This window comes from Pedobacter nyackensis (assembly GCF_900176505.1).
Lineage (GTDB): Bacteria > Bacteroidota > Bacteroidia > Sphingobacteriales > Sphingobacteriaceae > Pedobacter > Pedobacter nyackensis.
In genome coordinates, this window is the sequence record NZ_FWYB01000005.1 from 183285 (window position 1) to 205115 (window position 21831).

Genomic DNA, 21831 nt, shown 5'->3' on the forward strand with positions numbered 1-21831 from the left:
AAAATAGATATATTAAAATTTGCCTTTTGCAGCCTTCATAAAGCGGCTCGCAAAAACAAAATCATTTAGTTCTTGAACGTCAGTATGGGCAATCTCTTTGTTAGAGCCTTCCCAGAATTTTTTACCCTCGTGTAAGAATATGATGTAATCACCAATACCCATTACCGAGTTCATATCGTGAGTAACCACTATCGTTGTGGCATTATATTCTTCCGTCAGCTCCTTGATCAACTCATCAATTACGATGGATGTTTTTGGATCGAGACCGGAATTCGGCTCATCCACAAACAGATACTTGGGATTCATGGCTATGGCGCGGGCAATGCCTACACGTTTTTTCATTCCACCCGAAAGTTCGGCAGGGAATAGTTTGTTCTTGCCTTCAAGGTTTACGCGCTCCAGACAAAAGTTTACGCGCTCTATTTTCTCTTTACGGCTCTGTTCGGTAAACATGTTTAAAGGAAACATGATGTTTTCCTCCACAGTCATCGAATCGAATAGAGCAGACCCCTGAAAGAGCATTCCGATCTCTTTTCTAATCTCGATCTTCTCTTCGAAGTTCATGCCGGTGAACTCGCGACCATCATATTCAACAATCCCTTGCTCAGGATGATGTAAACCGATCATACACTTTAACAGGGTCGTTTTTCCAGAACCTGAACCACCGATAATTAAATTGGTTACGCCGGCTTCAAACTTGCCGGATATCCCTTTGAGTACGTCGTTACTGCCAAATGATTTGTAGATGTCTTTGATTTCAATCATAGCAATAACTGGGTTACAAGGTAATCACAGGCTAAAATGGTAATACAGCTTACTACAACTGCTCTCGTACTGGCCTGTGCTACTTCTAAGGCGCCTCCTTTAACATAGAAGCCTTCGTATGCAGGTACTGAAGTAATGATGAAACCGAAGACAAAAGCTTTAACCAAAGCTACAGTAATGGTATAAGGATTAAAATCTGTAGTGATACCCTGAATGTATTCAGCGGGAGAAACAGCACCGGATAAAGTTCCGCCGAGATAACCGCCCGTAATGCTTAAAAACATAGAAATGATAACCAGTAAGGGAACCATGGTAATGCCGGCAATAATTTTAGGCAGAATCAGGTAGCCCGGAGAGTTAATCCCCATAATTTCCAGTGCATCAATTTGCTCAGTTACGCGCATGGTGCCTATCTCGGAAGAAATAGCGGAACCAATTTTACCAGCCAGTACAATGGCACTAATTGTTGGACTAAGCTCCAATATACTGGAATCGCGGTTAACAGAGCCAATGATCGTTTTTGGAATAAAATCGTTTACCAACTGGAAAGCGATCTGTAAAGTCATTACTGCACCAATAAACGTCGAAATGATGGAGATAAGCCCCAAAGAACCAACGCCAATAAAATCCATTTGCTTAAAGATGGCTTGCAGATATATTTTAAATTTTTCAGGTCTTCTAAATACTGCCTTCAGTAAAAGGAGGTATCTGCCAAAATTGGTGAAATTCATTCAATCAAAAATTAACTGTAGTATTTACGCAATATTAATACAAAGAAACAATAAAAAGTTGAAACCACATGATCGATAAATCATTAATATTGCGGTTTACTAATCCATACAACAATGAATGCAATCATAACAGGTGGTACTAAAGGCATTGGAAAAGCTATAGCCATTAAACTGGCAGAGCAAGGTTATAATCTGGCAATTTGTTCAAGGAAAAATCAGGAACTGGAAAGTTTTTCCGAAGAACTGAAATATACCGGAGCAAAGGTGATGACCTTTAAGGCGGATTGTAGCGTGAAACAGGAAGTCTATGCATTTTGTGATGCAGTTAAGAAGGCAATGGGCAAAGTGGATGTGCTGGTGAATAATGCCGGAACTTTTTTGCCGGGTAGTTTACTGGATGAGGATGATGATAAGCTGGAACAGCAATTAAATCTAAACCTTAATGCAGCTTATTACTTATCTAAATATTTTGGAAAAATGATGCGGGAACAGCAATCTGGGCATATTTTTAACATTTGTTCGATAGCAGCCAAAGAAGTGGTTGAAAATGCAGGAAGCTATTCTGTAACTAAATCGGCCTTGCTAAGTCTTAATAATGTATTGAGGCAGGAGCTATCAAAATATAATGTGAAGGTAACAGCAATATTGCCGGGATCTACACTAACGTCATCATGGGAGGGAACAGAAATCCCGGCTGAACGTTTTGTACAACCAGAAGATATCGCAAGTGCTATATACACCATTTTAAATTTAAGTAAGGGTGTAAACGTTGATGAAGTAGTTTTAAAGCCGCTACAGTTTTAAATTAACAGGAGGGAAATATAATGGAAAAGAGATTATTTAGAAATGAGCATGATAAGGTGATTGCCGGCGTATCGTCGGGCGTAGCCGAGTATATGGAGGTGGATGTAACCATCATCAGATTGCTGTTTGTGCTTTCGACCATATTCTTAGTGGGCACGGGGATATTGGTTTATATTATTATGTGGATTGTTGTGCCGCCAAATAATGATCCGGCAGCACGGTTTTCAAAGTTTAATGACTTTTTTAAGGATCAGAATAAAGGCTTTGGTTCACCAAATCCTTTCGGTACCCCAAAAAGCTCAACTGAAAGCACCGAACCTTTCCAAAACTGGACTTCATCGACAGTAAAGGATGATAGTGCTGATGCATGGAAGAAAACGGGTGATTTTAAAGTATACCAAAAAAATAATGAAACAGGACGTACCGTCGCCGGTTTGTTCTTACTGGTAATTGGTATGTATTTTTTAATGGATGAGTTTAATTTGATCCCATTCGGATTTCAACTGACAAAATTATGGCCATTGGTTTTCGTAGCTATAGGTGCCAGTTTTATCATTAAATCTAAAAATAAAACTGCCTGGGAAAATTGGAAGAATCAGAACCCGGCCAGTGGCATGCAGAATCCGTTTACACCGGAACAACCGGTAACTCCGGTAAATCCTACTCCTACTACGGAGGTGAAACCGGATGATACCAATACTGATGAAGGAACTAGTGATTCGAACACAAAAAAAGACATATAGTTATGAAGGTGGACAGAATAATGTGGGGTATCGTTCTGCTATTTATTGGTGGAGTACTTCTTTTAGAGAACTTTAATGTAATCGATTTTTACTGGAGCAGCGTATGGCGCTTCTGGCCAATATTTTTAATCATTGCCGGTGTTAATATCCTTTTTAACAAAAGTAAATCACAGTTAGGAGGCGTTGTTTCTATCTCGATTCTGGTTATTACATTGGTGTTGCTGTTTTTTAAAGGACAAGAACCACGTAAAAATAGGGCTATTGTATTCAAAGAGTTTGAACACAGAGATTTTGATGATCAAGATGAAGACAGCAGCTTCCGTGAACAGCATTTGTCTTTACCATATGGTACAGATTCGACAGCAAAAAGAACGGTACTAAACATCTCGGGTGGGGGAACTTCGTTTGAACTTAAAGGACATACAGATAGTTTGATCTCGGCTGTTTCCGACCGTGGTGGTAATACTTTCATTTTGAAGAATAATTTTAGCAAGGACAGTGTTGCTACTTTGAATTTAAAAATGAGAGGCAAAGGTGAATGGAATTCAGGTGGTAATAGTATGGATATCAGGCTGAACAGAAAACCTGATTGGGATATCCATGTGAATATGGGCGCAGGAGAAATTGATTTTGACTTGTCGGATTTCAAGGTAAGGCAGTTTAGCTTTGATGGCGGTGCTGCAGCGCTGGATGTTAAACTAGGTAGTTTGCTGCCAATTGCTGATGTAAATGTTAAAACAGGAATCGCTGATGTGAAAATAAACATACCCTCAGCATCCGGATGTCAGATCAGAGCCAAAACGGGATTGTCAGCTAAGGAATTTACTGGGTTTATCAAATTGGATGATAATACGTACGAGACACCGAATTACAAAACTTCCAAAAACAAAATATTTATCAATTTTGATGGGGGATTGAGTAATTTTGAGGTGAAAAGGTATTAGATGGACAACACAATTGAAATAACTCAATATACCGTTGTTATAAATGGTAAACCTGAAGGGCCATATCTATTAAACGAATTAAAAGGTCTTGATATCCTGGCTGAAACATTTATCAGAAAGCCGGGGATGGACGATTATAAAGAAGCTCACGAGTTCCCTGAACTGCGTGAGCTTCTTGGTTTTAAACGTCAGGTTACAGCGCCTCAGTATTTTGCTTCTTTCGATCAGCGCCTGCTGGCTACTGTCGTAGATTATTTCCTAATAAGTTGTGCGTATGTACTGATATTGCTGATTGTTTTTGCTTTTGTGGAGGGAAAAGAACTTAGAATGATGCTTCTTTTTATAGCCCTGCCATTGATACCTATTGCTAGGTTTATTTACGGAAGTATTGCCGAAGCTTCTGCGCAGCAGGCAACTATCGGTAAAAAATTGTTGAAAATCAAGGTGACTGATATGGAAGGTGGGAGACTGACGCTGGAGAAATCATTCTTACGTAATGCATCAAAAATATTTTCAGTAATTCCGTTGTTTAGTGGTTACCTGACTTCATTCTTAAATAGAAAGCAACAATGTCTGCATGATTTGATCGCAAATACATTAGTGGTAAAAGACAGGCTGATCTGACATTTTAGTTATAAACTTAATCTTTATCTTTGTGGCAGATTTTGTATGTCATGGAAGAAGCATTAGTTCAGGGTAGTATGTTGCAGACCCTAAAGGGTGGATATTGTAACAGTTTAACACAATACTCAAGGTTTTTAACGCGGGAGGTTAACATTGGGGATGTTCCTATGGGCGGTTTAAACCCGATTCGTATCCAATCTATGACCACTACGGATACCATGAATACGCTGGCTACGGTGGAGCAAACCATCAGAATGGTTGAGTCAGGCTGTGAATATGTGCGTATTACTGCTCCAAGTATGAAGGAAGCAGAAAATCTGGCCAATATCAAAAAAGAATTAAGATCGCGTGGTTATCAGGTTCCGCTGGTTGCTGATATTCACTTTACACCAAATGCGGCAGAAGCTGCTGCACGAATTGTAGAGAAAGTAAGGGTAAACCCGGGAAATTATGCAGATAAGAAGCGCTTCGAGAATTTTGAATACACCCAGCAAGCCTATCAGGCCGAATTGGATAGAATATATAAGAAATTTACACCGCTGGTAAAGATTTGTAAGGAGTATGGTACAGCTATGCGCATAGGTACCAATCACGGTTCTTTATCTGATCGCATCATGAGTCATTATGGTGATACACCTCGCGGTATGGTTGAGTCGGCTATGGAGTTTATCCGGATGTGCGAAGATCTGAACTATTATAACCTGGTGATTTCTATGAAAGCCAGTAATACACAAGTGATGGTGCAAGCTTATCGTTTGCTCGTAGAAACTATGGTGAAAGAGGGGATGAACTACCCTTTACATCTTGGGGTAACAGAGGCGGGTGATGGTGAAGATGGTCGTATTAAATCGGCTGTTGGGATAGGAACATTGCTGGAAGATGGCCTTGGTGATACAATCAGAGTTTCCTTAACTGAGGATCCTGAATTTGAAGCTCCGGTAGCAAAAGCGTTAGCACTAAGATATGAGAAGAGGGCTGTTGAATTGGAAAGCATAGAACGCCTTAATTCTGAAAGGGGGATCACAATTGAGGAATTGCCTTATTCTCCTTACGAATATAATAGAAGATCTACAGCTGCGGTGCAGCATATTGGAGGACATGAGCATCCAATTGTGATGTTGAATGTTAGCACTCAAAATCTAAAAGATCCTTACTTTTTAAACGCCGTTGGTTATAATTATAGTGCAGGGTTGGATAAATACAATCTGGCCGATCAGGCTTGCGACCTGGTATATCTTGGAGATCAGTTGCCTTCTTTCTCTTTCCCAGGGAATTTAAAACAGGTTTACAATTACAACACCTGGCTTTCACTGAAGGATAAGCACAACTGTCACCCTATTTTATCATTTGAGGAATATACAAGTGCAGCGGTTAAAGACGAGCAGCTGAACCTGGTTAAGATAGATGCTACAGAAGGGCTAAACAAAGACTTGTCGCTTTTGAAAGAGAATGCGGTGCTGGTTCTGGAGACTTCGGCCCTACATGGAATGGCTGAGCAAAGAAGCTTTTTCATTTCGCTAATGAAACGAAACCTGCAAATACCGGTTATCATAAAAAGAACATATCCGGGAGTGAAAAGCGATGATCTGATGTTGTTTGCAGCGACAGATCTGGGCGCTTTATTTACGGATGGACTTGGTGATGGGATCTGGATTGATGCCGATGAATCAGTTGGTTTATCGTTAGTGAACTCTACCAGCTTTGGTATTTTGCAGGCTACACGGACACGTATTTCTAAAACAGAATATATTTCTTGCCCGAGCTGCGGTCGGACTTTGTTCGATTTGCAGGAAACTACACAAATGATCCGTTCCCGTACCGACCATTTAAAAGGTATTAAGATTGGTATTATGGGCTGTATTGTAAATGGACCGGGTGAAATGGCCGATGCCGATTATGGGTATGTAGGTACAGGACCTGATAAAATTACTTTGTACAGGGGGAAGGAAGTGGTAAAGAAGAATGTGAATGCAGCACGCGCATTGGATGATCTGATTGAGTTGATAAAAGAAGATGGGAAGTGGGTGCAAAAATAACCATTCTCCTCAGCGTCTGGCATCTGTTGTTGAAGGACAACAGCGCCTAAGGCCGCATCAGAGAAGGTAATTTTTGCCTTTAGTAGTAGATCAAATAGCATAAAGCCTGGCAGAAAAGGTAATTTTTGCCGTTAGTAACAGATCAAATAGCATAAAGGCCTGGCAGAGGTTTTAAAAAACATAAGTGAACGTGAAGTTTCCCCAGGTGATACCATACAAATCTTTCATTAAAGGAGTACTGGTCGTTTGAATTGAGGAGACGCTAAACTTGTTGAGTACCAGAACAGGTCCGAATGCATAGCTGGTTATGATGTGGTTGATCGGCTGATAATATTTTAAGGTAGGAGCAGTTCCATTTTTTCCAGGTACAAGAAGCGGGGCCGGGCGGGAGGCATTGATTCCTCCTTGTAACATCGCATTACTCAATACCAATTGTAGCATGGGTTTAATAATGAAGTAAATCTGCACTTTACTCCCTGTTTCCGGGCGACTGTATTGCTTCATTAAACCTTGAAAATAGGGACTCATTTTTCCGATCCGGATAAGGGCGTATGCAGCTGCTGCATTTATTCCTGTCCCTGCCTGTAACTGCCCACCTCCAATCACTTCCAGGAAATTGCTATGGTAAAGCAACCGTTTCTCAGCTCTGAAATTTAGATTCAGAACTAAGCTGTTCCCGAACTGATTGGCCCATCCATTTGGTTGTTGATAACTAACAAGACGATGCGCTATTTCCTGGGCTTGCCGGGCCAATGAAGCAGGTCCGTTCACACCAAGATCCAATTCCGTCTGTAAATTATATTTCTTTTTTTCATTATAGGAGTAAAGGCTATAAGTGGCGTATAAGGATCCAGACCAAGGATAATCATCTGGCTGGAAGTCGGGGTTGGTAATAATATTGGGGGTGAAGATTAATTGTGACAGTCCAAAACCGAATATATTCAAACTGCTGTCTCCAGCCTTGGGCAGGATCCGTTCAATTAGTAAATTGGAAGGTTTCTTTTTGATGTAAAACAGAGTGAATTTGTTGGCATTGGTATAAGCCTTGTCGGTGCCATGCCCATAGAAATTTATATAATCGTCGTCCCAGTAAGCCTGCAACAAACGTCTGGGTGCTTCTTGCCGGGCAAAGGAGGCGTTTACCACACTGAACCAGAGCAGGAATAGCAAATACAAAAAACGTTTCATACCCCTATAGTATTGAAAGTTGAATTTATAACCCTCTACTTGTTGAAATAGTTTTACTAATGATCTGCTATTTTTTAAATATGTGATTAGCATAACATTCTTCCTTATGCTAAGGGGAAAACTATTATTTCTAAATAAATTTAATTAATGAATGAATATTCACTTATATTTGTTGCGCAATAAAAAATAATATGCGTGCAAGAGATATAAATAAGGTCGAACTGGTTAAGCAAAAGGCAATTGAGCTTTTAGTTGATCTTGGTTTTGAAGGGTTTACCATGAATAAGCTGGCCAAGGCATGCAAGATTTCTGTAGCTACACTATATATCTACTATCAGGATAAGGATGATTTGATTTTAAAAATAGGTATAGAGGAAGTTGAGCGTATAAGTGCGATCATGCTGGAAAATTTTGATCCTGATAGTTCATTTGAAGAAGGGTTAAGACAGCAATGGAAAAACAGGGCAAAATGCTTGTTTGAAAATCCATTGTCAGCGCAAATGATAGAGCAATTACGTACATCCACTTATCAGTCAAAGGTTCTTGGCATTTTTGGGAAGAACTTTAAAGGACCTCTCGGAAAATTTATGCAGAACTCAATTGAGAGAGGAGAGATTGAGGCTGTGCCTTTCGAGACTTACTGGAGTGTAGCTTTTGCTCCCTTATATAATCTGATCAGGTTTCATAATGAAGGACAAAGTCTGGGCGGAAAACCCTTTGTATTAACGGATGAAATACTGTGGAAAACATTTGACCTGGTACTCAAAGCACTTAGAAAATAATATATAAAACAATGGACATCAACATTGAACACATCCTGCTTTTTAAAACCAATATACGCTCTGAAGGCGATAAACGCTATATCGGTAAAATCATGGAAGAGCACCAGATAGAGGAGTGGACCGTAGATTTGCACGATATAGATTGTGTATTGCGCATTGTATCTCCTACACTGAAACTTGAAGAGGTAATTAATCTGGTTATGAACAGTGGTTATCACTGCGAAGTATTGACCTAAAAAAATAATTGATAAGACCTGAATGTTTATAATACGATGGAACAACCTACAAAAAATATAGCCGAACCTTTCAGCTCTTATCAGATCCTGGTAATTGCGCTGCTTGCCTTACTACAATTTACTATTGTACTAGATTTTATGGTACTGGCGCCTCTTGGGGATTACTTAATGAAATCTTTATCGATGACACCGAAAGGCTTTGGTCTTGTCGTATCTTCTTATGCTTTTAGTGCCGGACTGTCAGGTATTTTAGCCGCCGGTTTTGCTGATAAATTTGATCGTAAAAAGTTGCTTTTGTTTTTTTACACTGGCTTTATCGTAGGAACGTTGTTCTGCGCATTGTCTACAACATATGAAATGCTGCTAGTTGCAAGAATTGTAACCGGACTTTTTGGTGGGGTAATTGGAGCGATATCTATGACAATAGTTACGGATATTTTTGCTATTCATCAGCGCGGCAGGGTAATGGGGTTTGTGCAGATGGCATTTGCGGCCAGTCAGGTATTGGGCATCCCAATTGGTCTTTATCTGGCGAATATATGGGGCTGGCATTCGGCATTTTTGATGATCGTTATATTGGCTGTATTGATAGGTATTACCATCGTTTTAAAAGTGAAGCCGATCGACAAGCATCTTGCTTTACAATCAGACAAGAGTCCGTTTTTACATTTGTGGCATGCTCTGTCTAACCGTTCTTATCAAACCGGTTTCATCGCTACTGCTTTTATGAGTGTGGGTGGGTTTATGCTGATGCCGTTTGGAAGTGCCTATCTGATTAACAATATCAAGATCACCCAACAGGAGTTGCCCATGGTATTTATGTTTACCGGAATGGCTTCGATAGTGATCATGCCTTTGATCGGTAAATTAAGTGACAAAGTAGATAAGTTTATGGTATTTACCGGAGGTTCAGTACTGGCCATCCTATTGATTCTGATTTATACAAACCTTAGTCCGGTTCCATTATGGCAAATAGTGGTTATTAATATGGTGTTGTTTATGGGGATTATGAGTAGAATGATCCCGGCTACAACGCTTACTATGAGTGTGCCTGATATCAAAGATAGAGGCGCATTTATGAGTGTAAACGCTTCATTGCAACAAATGGCCGGTGGAATAGCTGCACTTTGTGCAGGGTTAATTGTAACTCAGGAAACAAGTAATAGTCCTTTGCGCCATTATGATACATTAGGCATTGTGGTCTCGATTTTGATAATAATCTGCATATTTTTGGTTTACAGGGTAAGTGTGATGGTGAAAAAGAAAGAAAAATCGTTTTCATAAATTATTTATTCAGGTACTTCCTCCTGTACTTGACAGGTGTGCTACCAATGATTTTTTTAAAATGCCTGTAAAAGTTAGACGCATTATTAAATCCTGATTCCATGCAGATGGTTTCAACAGTAAGGTTGTCCTCGATTAACATGCGACAGGCATGACTTACCCTGATTTCGGTAAGGAAATCATAATATGTTTTCTTCGTCATTAGTTTAAAGTACCTGCAGAAAGAGGTTATACTTAAATTACTTAATGAGGAAATTTCTTCAAGACTGATTTCTCGTTTGTAATTGGTAAGGGTATAGGTGCAGATTTTATTGATCCTATCAGTATCGATCTTGTTGGTTTGATAAAAAGCATGGGATGAGGTGATGGCTTCGTAATCATCTGATTCAGCAAGGGTGCTTAAAATGTCTAAAAGTATGGTAAGCCTGTTGAGATTTTCTGCATGAAGTGCATTGCTCATCAAGGCAGAAAGTTTTTCTCTTGTTTCCCCTTTAATAATGAGCCCCTTTTTTGCTTTTTCATAAAGTTTGGGGATTTTATATGCTTCAGGTAAGTTTAATAGATCGTGCCCCAGACAATGTGGTAGGAAATGAATAACTATGGCCTCTACATTTAGGCCTGAATCGGATTCAAAATATTTGTCTTTACATCTCCAGGTATGTGGCAGATTTTCGCCAAGCAAGACCATTTCCCCGTCAGAAAAATTGCTGATGTTATCGCCAATAAAACGTACGCCCTCGCCTTTTTTTATGTAATGAAGTTCAAGTTCCGGGTGATAGTGCCAAAGGGTCCCGAAGTTAGGTAAAACATCATTGCGTATACTGAAAGAAGTCTCTAGTTTAACAGGTACTTTGTGAAAATGCGGCTTCATAATTTATATCCTTACATTGAAATACTAAGTTTTAATTTGGTTGGGCTATGCAAAAGAGGTTTAGAACTATTTGCATATTCTAATTTAAAATAAAATAATATCAAAGAAAGATTTCATGATAATATATCACATAAAGTGGGCAAAAACTCGTAGGCTTTTCATTCAGATGCTCCCCATATTTGTGTTACACTGATTTTTGGCAAAATAGTATGAAATATATTATCTGTCAAAACGACGATTAATAACCAGATGTGATTTAAACCTTTAAAAGATGACAACATATACTGAAAAACAAGTTTATCTTGTGTGCAGCGGAGATTTGCGCCTGTCGGCGAATTTGAATTGCTGGGCTGCCCAGGCTGAGATGGAAGACCTATTAGCAAAAGCCCTGGCGTTACAGGGCTGGACTGTAAAACGTGCACATGATTATGATGAAAATAAAAAGCATGGTTTTATAGATTCTCAAAGGATGGGGATTGAAGTATTTAAAAAGATAGATACCAATGCTCCGCTTATCGTAGCAGAAAGTGTTTGGCAATATTCGCATCATGTTTTACCTGGACTTACCACGCATAAGGGACCAATTTTAACAGTAGCTAACTGGAGTGGGCAATGGCCTGGTTTGGTGGGTATGCTTAATCTTAACGGTTCGCTTACCAAGGCTGAGGTAAACTACAGCAGTTTATGGAGCGAAGATTTTAGTGATGATTTTTTTAATAAAGGATTGACGGAGTGGTTATCAACAGGCACGATTAAACATGATACGAATCATGTTAAGTCATTTGATACGGTAAATATACCTGTTGAGGATGAAGAAAAAGGAAGGTTGTTCGGTCGTACGTTACGTGAAAATAAAGCCATTATGGGTGTTTTTGATGAGGGCTGTATGGGGATGTTCAATGCAATTGTTCCGGACGATCTGTTGCATAAAACGGGAATATTCAAAGAGCGCTTAAGTCAGTCGGCATTATACGCCAAAATGAGAACGGTGAAGGATGAAGAAGCAGAGCAAGTGTTTGATTGGTTGCTGCAAAAGGGCATGACCTTTAAATGGGGGACTGAAAGCTTAACGGAACTGACTCGTGAGCAAACGCTTGAACAATGTAAGATGTACATTGCTGCAATGCGTATTGCCGATGATTTTGGTTGTGATACAATTGGTATCCAATATCAACAGGGCTTAAAAGATCTGACGGCAACGAGTGACCTGGTAGAGGGATTGTTAAACAACCAGGACAGGCCTCCCGTATATTCTGAAGCGGGTAAGGAATTATATGCAAAGGAAGCTTTGCCGCATTTTAACGAAGTAGATGAATGTGCTGGTATAGATGCTTTGGTGACCTATCATTTATGGAAAGAACTGGGAATGCCAGGCGAAAATACATTACATGATATTCGTTGGGGTGAACACTTTAGCGGTGACGGTATTGATGATTTTGTATGGTTGTTCCTGATTTCAGGAGCGGCACCACCAGCACATTTTATCAATGGATATGCAGGCGCAAGCAGCGAAAGACAGCCGCCTATGTTTTTTCATCTTGGTGGTGGAAGTTTAAAAGGTATCAGTAAGCCTGGAAGTTTAGTTTGGAGCAGGATTTATATCATGGAGAATGCTTTGCATTGTGATATGGGAGTGGGAGATGCAGTATTTTTACCTGAAGAGGAAACCGAAAGACGCTGGCAGAATACCACGCCACAATGGCCTATTATGCATGCTACGCTTAGTGGGGTGAGTCGTGATCAGATGATGGCACGCCACCAGGCGAACCACATCCATGTGGTTTACGCTACTGATACTGCTTCAGCACATAGAGCCTGCCGTATAAAAGCTGCTGCATTGGAAGAAATGGGGATAAAGGTTCATTTCTGTGGTGATGTGGATCACGAAGGAAAGAAATATGCTTAACTCTGGTATGGAATCTTTGTATGTTATTGGTTTGGATTATGGGACCGATTCGGCAAGAGCGCTGTTGGTTGACGCGCACACGGGTAAGGAATTAGCTACAGCAGTTCATTCTTATAGCAGATGGAAAGCAGGTAAATACTGTGATACGAAGGTGTCACAGTTTCGCCAGCATCCTAAGGATTATATCGAGGCTATGGAGCTTACGATTAAAGAAGTGTTAGCTAAGGTTTCTCCGGAAGTGCGTGAAAATATCAAGGGGATTTCTATCGATACGACGGGTTCTACACCTGTGGCTGTTGATAAACAGGGCTGTCCATTAGCGTTACTGCCTCAATTTGCCGATAATCCGAATGCAATGTTTGTATTGTGGAAGGATCACACTGCAAATATAGAAGCGCAGGAAATAAATGCACTTGCTAAAAAATGGGAAACTGATTTTACAAAGTACGCTGGTGGGATTTATTCCTCGGAATGGTTCTGGTCTAAAATTCTCCACATCCTTAGAGTGGATGCACAGGTAGCGCAACATGCTTTTTCATGGGTTGAACATTGCGATTGGATGCCGGCGTTATTGACTGGTAATACTAATCCGCTGACATTGAAACGCAGTCGTTGTGCCGCTGGCCACAAGGCCATGTGGCATCCTGATTTTGATGGTTTGCCCGCTCAGGATTTTCTAACCACTTTAGATCCTCGCTTATCTGGAATCAGGGATCGTTTATATTCAGAAACATATACCTCTGATGAAAGTGCCGGAACCATTTCAGTTGAATGGGCCGATAGATTAGGTCTGTCATATGATGTACTTGTGGGGGTAGGTGCCCTTGATGCTCATTTTGGTGCAGTGGGCGCTGCAATTAAGCCTTATACGTTGGTAAAGGTAATGGGTACATCAACATGTGATATGTTAACCGTTCCTGCCGAAGGTTTTAACGGTAATCTGATAAAAGGAATATGCGGACAGGTTGATGGATCAATTGTTCCGGGAATGATTGGTATGGAAGCAGGGCAATCTGCGTTTGGTGATTATTATTATTGGTTTCAGCAATTACTTTCATTTCCAATAAGAGAGCTGGCTGCCGACATTTTATCTGCTGCTGAAATAGAGAAGATTACTGCAGCGATACTTCCCGCATTAGCGGAGCGGGCCCGCGAACTCCCGGTAACTGAATCGGACATGGTAGCGTTAGACTGGATCAACGGTCGCCGTACACCTGACGCCAATCTTCAGTTAAAGGCGGCAATTATGGGGCTTGGTTTGGGCTCTGATGCTGCAGCTTTATTTAAAGCATTTGTAGAAGCTACTGCATTTGGCTCCAAAGCTATCGTTAAGCGTTTTGAGGAGGAGAATGTTCCTATTAATGAGGTTATTGCCATAGGCGGGATTGCGAAAAAATCCAGTTACATTATGCAAACACTCGCAGATATTTTAAATGTAAAGATTGCTGTCGCAACAAGCGAACAAGTGTGTGCGTTAGGCGCAGCCATGTTTGCATCGACTGCTAGCGGCATATATCCGGATATCAGCACTGCACAAAGAATGATGAACAGCGGTTTTGATAAGGAGTATTATCCAGACAAAGATCGGGCGATGGTTTATGAGAAGTTATATGAGAAATATGAAAAATTAGGTAATCTGAGCGAGAATTTCACTTTACGTGAAGAGATTTTTGAACAAAAACCAGCATTTCAATAAAAATCAAAATGAAACTATATAAAACACTAAAAGGTATATTTATTTCTAAAGATGGTCGCAATTACCTTGTGGAAAACCATCGTTGGGATAATCTAATTAACAGAGATGATTTATTTGATTATCTGGAATCACTTGTTTTGTTTTTAAAACCTGCTCAAAATGATGGGTTTGCCGCTTCAGATATTATGGCGCCTGTTGAACAACAGGAAATTTGGGCAGCGGGTGTTACTTATATGCGAAGCCGGGAAGCGAGGATGGAGGAAGCAAAAGACAGTGGAGGCGCTGATTTTTATGCTAAGGTTTACGATGCTGAAAGGCCGGAGCTTTTTTTTAAGTCGACGGCTGACCGCTGCGTAGGTACTGGCGGAAAAGTTCATATCAGAAGAGATACAACCTGGAATGTTCCAGAGCCTGAGTTGACCTTGTTTGCTACATCAAGTGGTAAAATTGTTGGCTATACCATTGGGAATGATATGAGTTCCAGAGATATTGAAGGCGAAAACCCTTTGTATCTGCCACAGGCAAAATGTTATGATAATTCGGCAGCAATAGGTCCATGTTTATATGTTCCGGAACAACCGATAGATCCAGACACGAAAATTCTGATGAACATTCAAAGGGATGGTCTTGAGGTATTTGAAGGGGAGATTTCAATTAACCAAATGAAGCGAAGCCATACAGAATTGATTGGATACCTTTTTAGGGAAACCAGCTTTCTTCATGGGGTTTATTTAATGACAGGTACCTGCCTGGTTCCCCCTAATGAATTTACATTGATGGAGCATGATGTTGTTAATATCAGCATCGATGAAGTAGGTACTTTGACCAATACAGTTTCATTTAAAAATATCGGATTATAATGAATTTAACAGGAAAACAGATCATTGGAAATGATTTTGCAGGGGGCGGAGCAAATTCCTTTCAGGCAATAAATCCAAAAAGTGGTGAAGAATTAGCTACTGCTTTTTTCGAAGCAACAGCAACAGATGTTGAACATGCAGCAGGTAAGGCTGAGCATGCTTTTCAGATATATCGTGGGAAGAGTAGTGAAGAACGGGCGGTTTTTTTAGAAGCCATTGCGGCCGAAATAGAGCATTTGGGAAATGATCTGATAGTGCGTTGTGTTTCAGAAACAGGACTGCCTGTTGGTCGTATAGAGGGGGAACGTGGAAGAACCACGGGGCAGTTGTTGTTATTCGCACAGTTTCTAAGGGAAGGTTCATGGGTACAGGCTACGATTGATACGGCTTTGCCAGATCGTAAGCCATTGCCTAAGCCAGATATACGCTCTATGCAAAAGGCCGTAGGGCCTGTTCTTGTATTTGGTGCAAGTAATTTCCCATTGGCATTTTCTGTTGCCGGTGGTGATACCGTTTCAGCTTTGGCAGCTGGTTGTCCGGTAATTGTGAAAGCACATCCGGCGCATCCGGGGACATGTGAATTAATAGCTACAGCCATCATAAATGCGGCAAAAAGAACCAATATGCCAGATGGTGTTTTTTCTATGCTACATGGAGGGATCGAAATTGGTACATCATTAGTGATGCGCCCTGAAATAAAAGCTATCGGATTTACAGGATCAAACAAAGGCGGGAAGGCTATTTTTGACGCTGCAGCAAGCAGACCAGAGCCTATCCTGGTATATGCAGAGATGGGGAGTGTTAACCCGGTATTTGTTTTGCCAGGCGGTATAAAAAAGACAGCAGATAGCATTGCTCAGGGTTTTAGTAACTCTGTTAATTTAGGTGTGGGACAGTTTTGCACAAACCCTGGTATGCTTTTGCTTCAAAGATCAGCTGAAAGTAATTCATTCCTTAATCAGGTTGCGATAGAATTTGCCGCATCAGCAGGGGGGACTATGCTAACTCCTGGGATACAAAGTGCTTATACTAATAGCACAATGAATACGAAATTACTGACTGGGGTTAGTCTATTGGCGGAAGGAAGGTCATCTGAAGATTTTACCGGCGTTACTCCGGCACTTTTCTATACCAATGCAGAGAATCTTCATAAATATGAATCTCTTTCTGAAGAGAATTTTGGCCCTTCAAGTGTGGTTGTTCAGGCTGAAGAAAAGAAAGACCTATTGAACATAGCTTCAAAATTATCGGGACACCTAACAGCTACCGTTTTTGGGACGCCGGAAGACCTGGAAGAGTACAAGGAACTGCTTTATATTCTCGAGCAGAAAGCAGGAAGGCTGATTATTAATGCCTTTCCTACCGGGGTAGAGGTTACACACGCCATGGTTCATGGCGGGCCATTTCCTGCGACTACAAATGCAGCAAGTACTTCTGTAGGTACCAATGCTATTTATCGTTTTACAAGGCCTGTCGCTTATCAGGGCTTCTCGGAGGCATTATTGCCTGCTGAGCTTAAGGATAGCAATCCTTTAAATATTACGAGAAAAATTAACGGAAAATATCTGTGTAACACTTCAGTTTAATACATGCAAAGAGTTTTAAAAGTTCATCCGGCGGATAATGTTATTGTTGCCCTTCAAAATTTAAAGGAGGGAGAGGTTGTTGTTTATGAAAATGAGGAATTTGTGCTGCTGGAAGATATTGACGCAAAGCACAAATTTGTAACAAAACAACTTCAGAAAGGAGATGAATTGATTATGTACGGCGTATTGGTTGGGAAGGCTCAGCAGGGTATAAAAGTCGGACAACGTATCAGTACCGCCAATTTAAAACATGATGCCGAAGATTTTTCAGTTTCAAAACGTAGGCCCCTACCTAAATGGCAAGCTCCAAATGTTGATAAGTGGATTAATAGGACATTTAACGGATATCATCGGTCGGATGGAAAGGTCGGGACTGCTAATTATTGGTTGGTGATCCCATTGGTTTTTTGTGAAAACAAAAATATTCTTAAACTTAGAGATGCATTTGATAAAGCCCTGGGTTTTGGTGTAAGTGAAGCCTATCAAAATCAGGTTGAAGATTTAGTCGCAAGATTTAAGGATGGTGGGGTAGAAAAGGTGAAGGAGTATCAGACACAGGATCCTGCTATTGAAATGGGTTCCCTTGATACTGGAAACCAGGAGAAGGTTTTTAAGCATGTTGATGGCATCAAGTTTCTTACTCATGAAATGGGCTGCGGTTGTACCAATGAGGATGCACAACGCTTGGCTGCTTTGTTTGCCGCATACGCGTGTAATCCAAACGTTGGCGGGATCACCATTTTAAGTTTGGGTTGTCAGAAAACAAGATTCCAGGATTTTCTGGAGGAGGTTAAAAGCCGTAATCCACAATTTGATAAAACAATATTGTTTTTCGAACAGCAGCAATATGGTACCGAAAGTGCGATGCTTTCGGCGGCGATAAAAGAAACCTTTATTGGTTTAACTGAATTGAACAATGTTGAGCGTACACCTGCACCGCTTTCGGCGTTAACGATTGGATTGAAATGTGGCGGAAGTGATGGTTTTTCCGGTATTTCCGCAAATCCTGTTTTGGGACATTTATCAGATCTGCTGGTGGCATTGAATGGAAAGACACTATTAGCTGAATTCCCTGAACTTTGTGGTGTTGAGCAGGATTTAATTAATCGTTGTGAAGATCAGCAGGCTGCTTTTAAGTTTGAGAAATTGATGAGATCTTACGCTGCTATCGCGGAATCTCAACATGCGGGATTTGATATGAATCCATCTGCAGGAAACATTAAAGATGGATTAATTACAGATGCAATTAAATCTGCAGGTGCTGCAAAAAAAGGAGGGACGGCACCTGTGAAAAGTGTGTTGAATTATACAGAACTTCCTGAAGCACCGGGGTTGCATTTGGTATGCACTCCTGGTAATGATGTACTCGCTACAACCGGACAGACAGCAAGTGGTGCAACGATTATTTTATTTACCACAGGTTTGGGGACGCCCACCGGTAATCCTGTTTGCCCAGTGGTTAAAATATCTACCAATACCATATTAGCGCAAAAAATGCCTGATATTATAGATTTTGATTGTGGTGGAATCATCAGAGGTGAAACAACAATTGAAAAAAAGGCAGAGGAACTGCTGGAATATTGTATTAAACTTGCAAGTGGGGATTATTTGACCAAATCCCAGTTATTGAGACAGGATGATTTTATTCCATGGCAACAGAATGTTAATTTATAATTATTGATAAGATAATACATAATGTAGAGAAAATCTATAATAAGATGGGCCCCTTAGCGGAATACTTTTGTATAAGGATCACTACTAGTGAGGGCAAATCCTGAGCAAACCAAATAATAACCTTATAAACGAACAATGAAAAATCTGCCAATATTAGACCTAGCTATTATACTCGCCTACCTGGTGGGCATGGTAATGGTTGGCGTTTACTTTTCCCGTAGAAATAAAAATTCTGATCAATACTCTAAGGCTTCCGGTTCGATACCCGGCTGGGCAATCGGATTGTCTATTTATGCTACTTTTTTAAGTAGTAATACTTTTTTAGGTGTACCAGGTAAAGCTTTTGGCTCAAATTGGAATGCATTTGTATTCAGTATATCTATGCCGCTTGCGGCCTGGGTTGCGGCCAAATATTTTGTTCCGTTTTACCGGAACACGGGAGAGGTTTCGGCTTACACAAACCTGGAAAAGCGTTTTGGTCCCTGGGCCCGTACTTATGCCGTAGCTTGTTTTCTGCTAACCCAACTGGCACGTATGGGGTCAATATTTTTTGGTATTTCCCTAACGTTACAAGCGCTTACCGGCTATAGTATGGAGATGATCATGCTGGTGACAGGTATTTGCATCATTATTTATACGGTAATGGGTGGGATAGAAGCTGTAATCTGGACGGAAGTTGTACAAGGTATATTGAAAACGCTTGGCGCAATTCTAATCATCTATCTGGTCGTGTCCAATATGCCGGGTGGGATATCAAAAATTATTGAAATTGGTAAGCATGATAATAAGTTCGGTCTGGGCAGTTTTAGTCCTGATTTTACGCAAACTACATTCTGGGTGGTGATGTTATATGGGTTTTTTATTAACCTCAATAATTTTGGAATGGATCAGAATTATGTACAACGTTATCATACGGCTTCATCAGCAAAAGAGGCTTCAAAATCAGTATGGCTTTGTGTGTGGATTTATGTACCTGCTTCGTTATTGTTTTTCGTGATTGGAAGTTGTTTGTATGCTTACTACCAGATTAATCCGGAAATGATAGAGCCGATTAAATTGCAGGTTGCTGCCGAGCGTTTAGGTGCCGGGGTATCAGCATTGGACATCCAAAATTTGGCGGCTACACTTCAACCTGCGGATTATGGAGACAAGGTAATGCCTCATTTTATGGTAACCATGATCCCTACAGGTTTAATTGGCCTGATTGTTTCAGCTATTCTTTCTGCTGCTATGAGCACCATCAGTTCAGGAATGAATGCTTCGGCTACAGTGTTTTCTGAAGATATATACAAACGTTATTTTAAGCCTGGTATTAATGATAAGCAAAACTTAAGGCTATTGCATGTTTCGACGATTGTTTTTGGTGTTGCAGGTATGGTTTGCGGGATTGCGATGATTGGGGTGAAGAGTATTCTGGATGTTTGGTGGCAGTTGTCAGGTATTTTTGCGGGTGGTATGCTGGGATTATTCCTGCTGGGCATCATCAGTAAAAAATCAGGTAATCTGGAAGCATTTGCAGCTACTTTGATTGGCCTATTGGTTATTGTATGGATGTCACTCTCTTATTTAATTCCGGAACAATATAGTTATCTGAGAAACCCATTACATGCAAATATGATCATTGTGGTAGGTACCCTCTCTATCTTTTTAACAGGAGCACTTATTGCTCAATTCAATAAAAGAAAAGAATTGGAAGAAATAGAAGAACCGGCAGAAGTAAACTAAAAGTATTCTGGATACCTACATTGAGTGGGGGATTATTTAAACAGGAAAAGCATTACGTAAGTGATGCTTTTCCTGTTTAAATACTATGCTGGATAATGGCTTTTCGTGTCTGTTGAAATGACACTTATTCGGTAAAATAATTCACAAATCAAATTGTTGATAATATAATACATAAGATGGAGAAAATGCACCATATGAAATAGGTTTTACCCCAATACTTTTGTAGTAGTAGCCATGGTTACTAGATAATTAGATGTGCGCGTTCGATTTTACCAAAGGGCACAATTAATAATAGTAAATGCAGTACTAAATACATCAGTACAGGCTTGATGAGCTACAAGTAATAGTTGAGGATAAAAAAAATCATATGAACAAATCAGAAAAAGGATTTATTCCGGTAATGCTTACACCCTTTAAAGATAATGGGGATGTAGATTTTGACGGACTAACAAAATTAACAGAGTTATATATAGAGGCTGGTGCTGCAGGTTTATTTGCCAACTGTTTGTCAAGTGAAATGTTTGAACTTTCCGGTGAAGAAAGACTTAAAGTAGTTGAGCATGTGGTAAAGTCTACTCAAGGCGCAGTACCGGTAGTGGCGACAGGAACTTTTGGTGGTCCTATAGCGCAACAGGCTGATTTTGTAAAGCAAATTTATAACTGTGGTGTAGAAGCGGTAATCGGTATTACCGGACTGCTCGCAGCTGAGCATGATGATGATGCGATTTTTGATGCAAATGTGGCAAGGTTGTTAGATCTTACTGAGCAAATCCCTATGGGGTTTTATGAATGTCCTGTTCCTTACAAACGTTTAATCTCGCCAGAACAACTGGGACATCTTGTGGCCACAGGAAGGGTGACTTATCATAAAGATACCTGTTTGGATATAGATCAGGTGAAGGCTAAGATTGCTGCAACAGCAGGAAACAAATTTGGTTTGTATGATGCTTATATGGCTCATGCTGTAGCCTCGTTAAAAGCAGGTTCTGCAGGTCTTTCTTGTATTCAAGGGAACTTCTTCCCTGAACTGATTGTTTGGTTATGTAATAACTACGATAACAATGATTTAAAACAGGAAGTAGATAAAGTACAGCAGTTCTTTATCGATAATATGGATGTGATGCATAATGTATATCCTATAATATCAAAGTATTATCTGCAAAAAAGAGGTCTTCATATCTCAACTTTTACAAGAAGAAATGATGTGGGGATTTTTGATACAAAAATCAAAACCAGTATTGATGCACTGAGTGGCAGATATGATATTTTAAAAAATGAGCTGGAAATAAAATTTGAAGTAGCTTAACCTAATCCAGATGCAATTAGAAAAGGATCGCTATACCAGCGGTCCTTTTTTTATTTGAGCAACATGCGCT

At 40.2% G+C, this 21831-nt stretch carries 19 protein-coding genes; 15 read left to right on the forward strand and 4 right to left on the reverse strand.

Annotated features, from left to right (window positions below; translation table 11 throughout):
* Window positions 1-12 precede the first annotated feature (12 nt).
* On the reverse strand, window positions 13-765 hold the full coding sequence (locus B9A18_RS11760; RefSeq protein ID WP_084289484.1) for an ABC transporter ATP-binding protein: 753 nt from the start codon (window positions 763-765) through the stop codon (window positions 13-15).
* Window positions 762-1496: an MlaE family ABC transporter permease gene (locus tag B9A18_RS11765; protein WP_084289485.1), complete on the reverse strand. Its 735-nt coding sequence runs from the start codon at window positions 1494-1496 to the stop codon at window positions 762-764. Before B9A18_RS11765 ends, B9A18_RS11760 begins: the two co-directional genes overlap by 4 nt.
* A gap of 114 nt (window positions 1497-1610) precedes the next feature.
* Here B9A18_RS11765 and B9A18_RS11770 point away from each other — a divergent pair, with 114 nt between their 5' ends.
* The 5 genes from B9A18_RS11770 to ispG are packed head-to-tail and all read left to right on the forward strand — an operon-like array spanning window position 1611 to window position 6647.
* Window positions 1611-2300, forward strand: a complete 690-nt coding sequence (locus B9A18_RS11770; RefSeq protein ID WP_084289486.1) for an SDR family oxidoreductase — start codon at window positions 1611-1613, stop codon at window positions 2298-2300.
* 20 nt (window positions 2301-2320) lie between these two features.
* Window positions 2321-3043: a PspC domain-containing protein gene (locus B9A18_RS11775; RefSeq protein ID WP_084289487.1), complete on the forward strand. Its 723-nt coding sequence runs from the start codon at window positions 2321-2323 to the stop codon at window positions 3041-3043.
* Window positions 3044-3045: 2 nt separating this feature from the next.
* A complete protein-coding gene (locus tag B9A18_RS11780; protein WP_084289488.1) occupies window positions 3046-3987 on the forward strand; it encodes a LiaF transmembrane domain-containing protein in 942 nt (313 codons plus the stop codon).
* The gene (locus tag B9A18_RS11785; protein WP_084289489.1) at window positions 3988-4611 is read left to right on the forward strand and encodes an RDD family protein; all 624 of its coding nucleotides are present in this window, start codon (window positions 3988-3990) and stop codon (window positions 4609-4611) included.
* A 50-nt stretch (window positions 4612-4661) separates the two neighbouring features.
* A complete protein-coding gene (gene ispG / locus B9A18_RS11790; protein WP_084289490.1) occupies window positions 4662-6647 on the forward strand; it encodes a (E)-4-hydroxy-3-methylbut-2-enyl-diphosphate synthase in 1986 nt (661 codons plus the stop codon).
* A gap of 171 nt (window positions 6648-6818) precedes the next feature.
* Here ispG and B9A18_RS11795 read toward each other — a convergent pair whose 3' ends face one another.
* Window positions 6819-7835, reverse strand: coding sequence for a lipid A deacylase LpxR family protein (locus B9A18_RS11795; RefSeq protein ID WP_159452648.1), 1017 nt, complete (start codon window positions 7833-7835; stop codon window positions 6819-6821).
* Window positions 7836-8026: 191 nt separating this feature from the next.
* Between B9A18_RS11795 and B9A18_RS11800 the strand changes: the two genes are divergently transcribed.
* From B9A18_RS11800 to B9A18_RS11810, 3 genes are read left to right on the forward strand one after another with little or no spacing between them, the layout of a single operon-like run.
* Entirely contained in the window at window positions 8027-8617 is a 591-nt protein-coding gene (locus tag B9A18_RS11800) for a TetR/AcrR family transcriptional regulator (RefSeq protein WP_084289492.1), read from the forward strand.
* Between the two features lie 11 nt (window positions 8618-8628).
* Window positions 8629-8853, forward strand: coding sequence for a hypothetical protein (locus B9A18_RS11805; protein ID WP_084289493.1), 225 nt, complete (start codon window positions 8629-8631; stop codon window positions 8851-8853).
* Between the two features lie 36 nt (window positions 8854-8889).
* Window positions 8890-10137: an MFS transporter gene (locus B9A18_RS11810; protein WP_084289494.1), complete on the forward strand. Its 1248-nt coding sequence runs from the start codon at window positions 8890-8892 to the stop codon at window positions 10135-10137.
* Window position 10138: 1 nt separating this feature from the next.
* On the opposite strand, the gene B9A18_RS11815 is transcribed toward B9A18_RS11810, so the two are convergent.
* Entirely contained in the window at window positions 10139-11008 is an 870-nt protein-coding gene (locus B9A18_RS11815) for an AraC family transcriptional regulator (RefSeq protein WP_084289495.1), read from the reverse strand.
* Between the two features lie 271 nt (window positions 11009-11279).
* Between B9A18_RS11815 and B9A18_RS11820 the strand changes: the two genes are divergently transcribed.
* The 7 genes from B9A18_RS11820 (at window position 11280) to B9A18_RS11850 (ending at window position 21761) form a co-directional block, all read left to right on the forward strand.
* Window positions 11280-12914 (forward strand): fucose isomerase, encoded by a 1635-nt coding sequence (locus tag B9A18_RS11820; RefSeq protein WP_084289496.1) that lies wholly within the window; start codon window positions 11280-11282, stop codon window positions 12912-12914.
* 7 nt (window positions 12915-12921) lie between these two features.
* Complete coding sequence (locus B9A18_RS11825; protein ID WP_084289589.1) at window positions 12922-14610, forward strand: ribulokinase; 1689 nt, start codon at window positions 12922-12924, stop codon at window positions 14608-14610.
* A gap of 8 nt (window positions 14611-14618) precedes the next feature.
* Complete coding sequence (locus tag B9A18_RS11830) at window positions 14619-15470, forward strand: fumarylacetoacetate hydrolase family protein (protein ID WP_084289497.1); 852 nt, start codon at window positions 14619-14621, stop codon at window positions 15468-15470.
* Complete coding sequence (locus B9A18_RS11835; protein ID WP_084289498.1) at window positions 15470-17056, forward strand: aldehyde dehydrogenase (NADP(+)); 1587 nt, start codon at window positions 15470-15472, stop codon at window positions 17054-17056. The genes B9A18_RS11830 and B9A18_RS11835 overlap by 1 nt, the downstream gene beginning before the upstream one ends.
* A 3-nt stretch (window positions 17057-17059) precedes the next feature.
* Window positions 17060-18730 carry a UxaA family hydrolase gene (locus tag B9A18_RS11840; RefSeq protein ID WP_084289499.1) on the forward strand — a complete coding sequence of 557 codons (1671 nt, stop codon included), beginning with the start codon at window positions 17060-17062 and terminating at the stop codon, window positions 18728-18730.
* A gap of 135 nt (window positions 18731-18865) precedes the next feature.
* The gene (locus B9A18_RS11845; protein WP_084289500.1) at window positions 18866-20455 is read left to right on the forward strand and encodes a sodium:solute symporter family protein; all 1590 of its coding nucleotides are present in this window, start codon (window positions 18866-18868) and stop codon (window positions 20453-20455) included.
* Window positions 20456-20822: 367 nt separating this feature from the next.
* Complete coding sequence (locus B9A18_RS11850; RefSeq protein ID WP_084289501.1) at window positions 20823-21761, forward strand: dihydrodipicolinate synthase family protein; 939 nt, start codon at window positions 20823-20825, stop codon at window positions 21759-21761.
* Window positions 21762-21831 lie beyond the last annotated feature (70 nt).